Genomic DNA, 6,233 nt, shown 5'->3' with positions numbered 1-6,233 from the left:
GTGGTCATAGCGCGCCTCCGGTGAACGACGGATTTCATCTTGCAGGCCCAGAATCACCTTCCCCGCATCGGCAATGGTAAGCGTCCTCATGCAGGAACGACTATCACTACCCAATTCTATTCGCAATTATTTATGACCTCGTGTATAAAAGGATCAACCCCAGCGTAATGGACAGTAAGACCTACCTTTTATTGACCTTCAGGAAAGCAAAGTCTCGAGCAGAAGGTGCGTTAGACTCAGAGCTACCCTTTCCAAATACGGATATTACTTAACTGAAGATCAATAGGGTATTTCTGCGGCAACCGCCTGCAGGCGCCGGAGGGGAAGGGAGCCATCCCGCCAGGCGGCAAAGCGAAGGTAGGCCTCTCGATCCGGCAACCTTTAAGCCAAGAGGTGAGTCAGCGCTTGACTCAGACCATTCGCGCGTTTTTCTCGATCGGTGCGCTCGGCTATCGTGCGACCCGGTGCGCCGGCGCATTCTCTTCGGCTGAGCACACGTTGAACGAACAGCGATGGGCTGAACTTTCCGACTCCTTGAAGACGGCAGGATTTAAGGTCGCGTCGGTCGATCAGGTGTTCCGTGATTGGGTCGAGCTTTGCGGCCACGCAGGACGCTTGTTGAAGATCGACCTCCGCGAGCAGGCCCGGAGGAATGGTAAGTCGCCCAATGCGTTAGGTTCGGCAAAACCGCGCCAGGCGAGCGTGGTTCACCTGCGTCCTGTTCGAATCGACGGAAAACTCCGGCTGGCACTACTCGAAGCGCCTCATGGACGAATCCTCGGTCCGGAAGCCCGCAGGGCTCACGGAGGTAGACCGCCGGTTCTTAAGCTGGCCGGATTTGTGAAAGATTAGGGCGAGCGGGACCAAGCCCGACCAATTCGGTTGACCCTTCAGGTCTTGCCTGACACAACCTGCCCCTTTTTAGGTCGAACGCCCGTTTATGAAACAGACTGATTCACCCCAATTCCCGCATTGTGAGGCGGTGCTCGTGAGCGTTGGAGGCGCCCCGGCGCCAATCCTGAAAGTTCTCGAAAGCCATCGGCCGCTTTACGTTTGGTATTTCTGTTCCGGTGACAGCCGGAAAATTGCCGATCAGATCCACGCTCAACTTACCTGGCGCCCGGACCGGGATTTCATAGAAGTTGAACGGTTTGAAGAACTCGAGGTTTGCTATCGTGAGTTGCGTCTGCACCTGCCTGAACTGTTGCGCAAGTGGAAGGTCGCTCCCGAAACCGTGCTCGTGGATTACAGCGGCGGCACCAAGGCGATGAGCGCGGCCCTTGTGCTGGCCGCGACGGAGTTGTTCCAGCAATTCAGCTATGTCGGGGGTGCGCAGCGCGAGAAGGCCGGCCTGGGTATCGTCGTGGATGGCCAAGAGCGCGTGCTTTACCAAAGTAACCCATGGTCAGAGTTGGCTATCCGTGAAGTGGAACGGGTGCGCGATCTCTGGGACAATGGATTATTTGAAAGCGCCGCGCGCGTGCTCGAGCAGACTGCGCCGCGGGTCCCGCAACGGCCGTTGTTCGAGACCCTTGCTTCGGTCGCCCATGGAACGGCAGCTCGGCACCGTCTGGATTTTGGACACACCGCAGAGCGGCTGGGCCCAGCCGTGAAGGACATTCCCAAGCTTTACGACCGGATCGCCGATCCCAGGCGTTACGACCGGGTAGCTGATTTTGGTCTCCTGGATTTTGTAAAGCGTTCGCTATCCATCTGCCAGGCATGCAAGACAGAGGAGGTCAGCGTCGATCTAATGCGTGAGATCCTCGATAACGCGTTACGTACGGCAAAACAGGGCCGTTATGAAGATGCCGCCGCCCGGCTCTATCGGGCGATGGAGATGCAAGCGCAACTCTGGCTGAGCGAGGCCAGCAATGGATCGTTCATCAATGGGCACCTCAGGAAAAACGCCCGAGTACCTGCCGCGCTTGCGGGCTGGGAGCCGTCCCGGCCAAATGAAGACGGTGAGGTCAAATTGAGTCTGGAACTCTGTTTCTGCGCGATTCACCGGCTCGGTGACGCTCGTGCGGAGAAGGTGATGAATGATTTGCGGCTCGGCAGGAAGGGCAGCCGATGGCGCCGGGCCACCGAGAAACGCAACGCTTCGATCCTGGCTCACGGCGTCGCCCCCATTAGTGCGGACGGCTTCAACGAAATGAAAGAGATTGCCGCCGAGTTTCTGGGCTTCGACCTGACCCGCGAAGCCAATCCGATCCCGGACTTCGATACCCGTTGGGTATCTTCGCGTTCGTGAACAAAACTTTACCGGGTACACCGGCTGAGGGCGCCAAAACCGTCCTGCTCGCCGTAACGGGCATGTCGCCGGCGGTATTAACCGAAACGGTCTGGGCGCTGGCGCATGAGAAACCTCCCCTGGTACCGAGCCGGGTGATCGTCCTTACAACCCGCACCGGTAGGGAGCAGATAGAGCGTGAGCTTTTTTCGCCGCAACTGGCCTTCGGTGAAGAGTGCGTGTGGGACTTGCTGCGCGAGCGCCTGGAAACCGACGGGCACAACCTTAAGGGAAAGCTCCGCTTCGACCCTGCCAGCAGCGACGACCTGCGCGTCCTGACCCGGTGGGACGAAGGGACGCACCGCAAACCGCCCCTCGATGACATCCGCACGTCCGAGGAGAACGAGGCCGCGGCCAATTCCATCCTCGAGGTGGTTCGATCGATCGTGGAAAACCCGGACACGCACCTGGTAGCCTCCATCGCTGGGGGGCGCAAGACGCTGGGCACACTTCTCTACGCCTGCATGACGCTCATCGGGCGCGAGACCGACCGTCTGACGCACGTACTCGTCCGCGAATCGTTCGACGACCCGAGGTTAAACCCACGATTTTATTTTCCAGGACAACCGGCAGCGATCTTGAAAATGCCGGATGGAAAAACGACCGTCCATGCGGCCGAGGCACGCATCGATTTGGCTGATATTCCCTTCGTGCCGCTGCGCAACCTGTTCGCAAGAGAGCTGAGCCGCATGCCGGGAAGCTTCTCCGCGCTGATAGCCCGGTGCCGCCAGGGAATTCACGAACGGGCTGCCGACGAGATTACATTAAATGTGCACCGTTCCCGAGCCGAGATCGAAATCAACGGCGCCCGCGTCAGGCTCGCGCCCAAAGAGCAACTCGTCATCCTCTTCCTGACTGAGCGCGCCCGTAACGCCGAGCCTGCGTTTGGCACGTACAAGGAAGCGCTTGATTCGCTGAATGGTTACCGTCGAAACTTGCGAACGGAAGCGTTAGCGGACAATTTTTCGGATTGGCGGAGAAAGGAGGGGCTCTCCACCGAAATGGATGATGAGGCGGTACGAAAGGCCATCTCCGGGGTTCGCGCCAAACTGAAAAAGAGCGGATCGGCCGCCATGGCGCTGCTTCCCTTTCTGCCCGAGCCGGGCCGGTTTTCCATCAGCTTGCCGGGCCGGCAGATCGCGACCGCGCCGGAGCCGGCTTTGCCCCCGGCGACGGCCGGAATCGCGCGACGGAGTCAATAGTGATGCCGCCCTTGCAGAAGGTAAACGATCTTGCCTTCTACCTTGTAAAGCAGGCGGTGTTCAAGATTGATCCGCCGGGACACACCCCAGCTCCTAACCCTTTAAGCGGTTCGGGTTTGCCGATCCCGGTGAACGGGTCGTGGCGCACGGTGTCCTCCAGTTCCACAAGCTTACCGGCCATCTTGGCGTCGGTGACCGCCCAGTACCGAACGTCCTCAATGAACCTTGCGGTCAGAACGAGGTTAAACTCCGGCTTCTGGTTAGTACAAGCCCAGTCTGCTGTACAAACAAGAATACAAGATTTGTCGCCGCCCAAAGCCGCAGCCGCCGGAAGCGCCGTTAGCGGCACACACTCGCGCGGAAGGCTTGGCCGATGAGCGCGTGCCGGGTATCATCGCAGGGTAGCCCATGAGTCTCCACACAACCGTCGAAGCCCGCAAACTCACGATTCGTGAGTTCCACGCCCTCGAACCGGTGCTGGACCCGGACTACCGCTACGAACTACTCGACGGCAAAATCCTCGTCATGCCCGTCCCCGGCAACCCGCACACCACCGTTTGGCGGCGCCTCAGGCGCCAATTGCTCCGCCACGAACGCCCTGGGTTATACCCCTGGGAAGGCGGCCTCGTGCTGGGCGATAACGACGAGCCTTGGCCGGATTTGACGCTGGTAGCCCTTGACCCGGAAGGGCGTCCCACCAACCCGAACGCTTCCGAAGCCAAACTCGTTGTGGAGATCTCCTGCAGCACCTTATCCCGGGACACCCACGAGAAACTTCAGGCCTACCAAGCGGCCGGCGTGCCCGAATATTGGGTCATCGACGTCTCGGGCCGCCGCGTCTTGCGCCACCTTTTGCCGGGATATGAAACCCAGGCCTTCAGCGCAGGCCCGCTCTCACCCCAAGCGTACCCGGACGTGACCATCGACGTCGGGGCGCTCTTTCAAGACCTCAAAGGGCAACCCTGAGCGCTACCGCCAACCCGCAGCCCTCTGTCGAGCAGCGCGCGTTGAACCGTCAGGATTGGTACCGGCCGTGAAATACCTCCCCGCCAAACGGGTGGCAACCGGCCGTCAGGGCAACTTGATCATGAGTTGCCCCATCAAGCACTCGCGACCGCGTCCGTCAGCAGCGCATCGGCGACCGTTATTCTACTTTTTCAATGCCTTCGACCACCGTTCCAGCTCGGCCGCCAACTGCTGCTCGTCCTCGTCCAGGTTCGGCCAGAAGTCGCGATGAAACGCCTCGTAACCTGCCCAGAAACCGGGAATCAACCGGCTCACACAGGCATGGGGAAACTCCCACCACAGTTCCCCTTTTCTCTCCTGCAGCTCCTTCACGTACCCGAGGTACACCACCCTGGACGCGCGGCACAGGCGAGCCAGCGTTTCCGGTTTTGGCTGGATGGGACTGCCCGGGTCAAGCTCCGGCTCCGGTCCGGGCTGAGGGAGAAAGTACGGCTTTAGCGTCCGTCTCCGGCGCCATCGCCGGAAAACGGGCGCAACGCGCCCCCGGAAGTCAGCCCGGAGCTGGTCATCGAGCTGCCAGCCGAGCAGACGATCCATACCCGTCTGAAGTCTGGTCACGAATCGGCCCTCAGCAGGCAGAGGAAAACCAAAGTCCTGACAGAACTGCCGGTACGCCTGCCGCAGGGGCGGACTGATCAACGTCTCCAAGGCGTTCGGCGGCTGGACGGGACGCTCGCCATCCTGCAGTTGGCACACGAATCTCAGGTAATAGCGTAGCGCCTCGTAGCTGAGAAAAGCGTAGGCGGAAGCGGGCGGCTGATGCGGACTGCTCGGGTTTAGCTCGGGCCAGGGCCGTGTCAAATCCGCCAGGGTCGGCAGCAGGCGGCGCGCGAGCGCGGCCTCAATTTTTTCCACCAAGGTTAAAACCGGGCCGTGATGAGAAGCCGCCGGTATTAACTCAATTGGGGGTAACTCGCTCACGCCTGAGTCGCAACGTAACGGATGAGGAAGCAGGGTTCAACTTAGACCTTTGCCCGGAGCGGCGGCCACGGCGAGCCACAGAGAACACCGAAACAATCATCCGCAGAACACGCAGAGAACGCGGAAAAGGAAAGCATCCACAGATTACACAGATTGACACAGATTACGGTCACACGGCGGCCGCAGCGGGTTTGGCGGGCACGACGACTGAGTTCACACGGCGAGCCACGGCGACCACGGCGGAAAGAGGAAGAGTTCGGGGCTCGGGGTTCGGAGTTCGGCGGCGTCGTAGAACCGGGTCCAGTCTCCCTGGAAGGGCAGGCTCACCCGGCGGGAAGACCGAATCATCCGCAGAACACGCAGAAGAACGCAGAAAAAGAATCCCAGCTGCGGGACTTGACACCGACAGGCGGCGCCCATGCTGCCGCTCCGAACTCCGAACTCCTCCTCTTTCCGCGGTGGTCGCCGTGGCTCGCCGTGTTCGCCGTGTGAACTCTTACGTGGTGCCCGCCACACCCGCTGCGGCCGCCGTGTGACCGACACCCGTTACTCGTTACTCGTTACCCGTTACTCGTTACTCGTTACTCGTTACTCGTTACTCGTTACTCGTTACTCGTTACCCGTTACCCGTCACTCTTCATTTGTGGCATTTCAACCAGGGCCAGCGACACGGCGCACCAGACCAGAATTTCGACCGGGAGAAGGAACCGGGCGGCCAGGAACGTTAAGGAACAGTTCAGGAAGTAGAGCACGGCTCCGGTGACGACGCTCGCGATGACCAGGAATCCCGG

6 protein-coding genes and 1 pseudogene are annotated in these 6,233 nt (G+C 60.2%); 4 read left to right on the top strand and 3 right to left on the bottom strand.

What is annotated here, in order from left to right:
• The first annotated feature begins 405 nt into the window (after positions 1-405).
• The 3 genes from JO015_05920 (at position 406) to JO015_05910 (ending at position 3,495) form a co-directional block, all read left to right on the top strand.
• A complete protein-coding gene (locus JO015_05920; protein MBV9998634.1) occupies positions 406-852 on the top strand; it encodes a hypothetical protein in 447 nt (148 codons plus the stop codon).
• Positions 853-940: 88 nt separating this feature from the next.
• The gene (locus JO015_05915; GenBank protein ID MBV9998633.1) at positions 941-2,254 is read left to right on the top strand and encodes a TIGR02710 family CRISPR-associated protein; all 1,314 of its coding nucleotides are present in this window, start codon (positions 941-943) and stop codon (positions 2,252-2,254) included.
• On the top strand, positions 2,251-3,495 hold the full coding sequence (locus tag JO015_05910; protein ID MBV9998632.1) for a TIGR02584 family CRISPR-associated protein: 1,245 nt from the start codon (positions 2,251-2,253) through the stop codon (positions 3,493-3,495). The genes JO015_05915 and JO015_05910 overlap by 4 nt, the downstream gene beginning before the upstream one ends.
• On the opposite strand, the pseudogene JO015_05905 reads toward JO015_05910, so the two are convergent.
• Positions 3,489-3,676, bottom strand: a pseudogene (locus JO015_05905) (Txe/YoeB family addiction module toxin). The gene JO015_05910 and the pseudogene JO015_05905 overlap by 7 nt on opposite strands.
• Before the next feature lie 227 nt (positions 3,677-3,903).
• Here JO015_05905 and JO015_05900 point away from each other — a divergent pair.
• Positions 3,904-4,461 carry a Uma2 family endonuclease gene (locus tag JO015_05900; GenBank protein MBV9998631.1) on the top strand — a complete coding sequence of 186 codons (558 nt, stop codon included), beginning with the start codon at positions 3,904-3,906 and terminating at the stop codon, positions 4,459-4,461.
• Between the two features lie 183 nt (positions 4,462-4,644).
• Here the strand turns inward: JO015_05900 and JO015_05895 are convergent, their stop codons facing one another.
• Positions 4,645-5,376, bottom strand: a complete 732-nt coding sequence (locus JO015_05895; protein MBV9998630.1) for a hypothetical protein — start codon at positions 5,374-5,376, stop codon at positions 4,645-4,647.
• 689 nt (positions 5,377-6,065) lie between these two features.
• Positions 6,066-6,233, bottom strand: a 168-nt coding sequence (locus JO015_05890; GenBank protein ID MBV9998629.1) for a hypothetical protein, incomplete at its 5' end; no start/stop codon positions are given.

The sequence above is a fragment of the Verrucomicrobiota bacterium genome (assembly GCA_019247695.1).
Classification (GTDB): Bacteria; Verrucomicrobiota; Verrucomicrobiia; order Chthoniobacterales; family JAFAMB01; genus JAFBAP01.
Note: the sequence above shows the minus strand (reverse complement) of the source record. Positions and strands in the feature narration are given on the sequence as shown.

What these genes read in the sequence shown, in the direction of transcription:
- JO015_05915 (MBV9998633.1), top strand. Translation starts at nt 941, where the DNA reads ATGAAACAGACTGATTCACCCCAATTCCCGCATTGTGAGGCGGTGCTC.
- JO015_05900 (MBV9998631.1), top strand. Translation starts at nt 3,904, where the DNA reads ATGAGTCTCCACACAACCGTCGAAGCCCGCAAACTCACGATTCGTGAG.